This is a genomic window from Bacillus sp. AC266, assembly GCF_979253805.1.
The window spans coordinates 1-232 of the sequence record NZ_CEEDEC010000079.1 but is presented as its reverse complement, the minus strand read 5'-3'; the positions used below and the strand labels follow the sequence as shown (position 1 = coordinate 232).

Annotated in this window: 1 pseudogene; it reads left to right on the top strand. The window is 35.3% G+C overall.

Features of this window, described 5'->3' with window-relative positions:
- A pseudogene (locus AC0IXC_RS29420) lies at positions 1 to 104 on the top strand (LysR family transcriptional regulator); the annotation flags it as partial.
- Between the last annotated feature and the right edge of the window lie 128 nt (positions 105 to 232).

The window sequence follows — 232 nt, the reverse complement described above, 5'->3', positions numbered from 1 at the left end:
GTATTTCAACTGTTTTCATACGCCGTAAAGATAGTTACATGACCACTTCGATGCGCAGCTTTTTAAAAACAATTAAAGAGCACCATCATATCAATATGCTTTGAAGGACAGTCTTACACGAATGTCTTTTTTTCTTACAAAAGTGTAAGTCTTACGTCAGCCAATTCGATAGTTGCAGGCTGCTATATTTCATATAATTAAGACAGAAAGCAGGGCAACAACAATTCGAAAA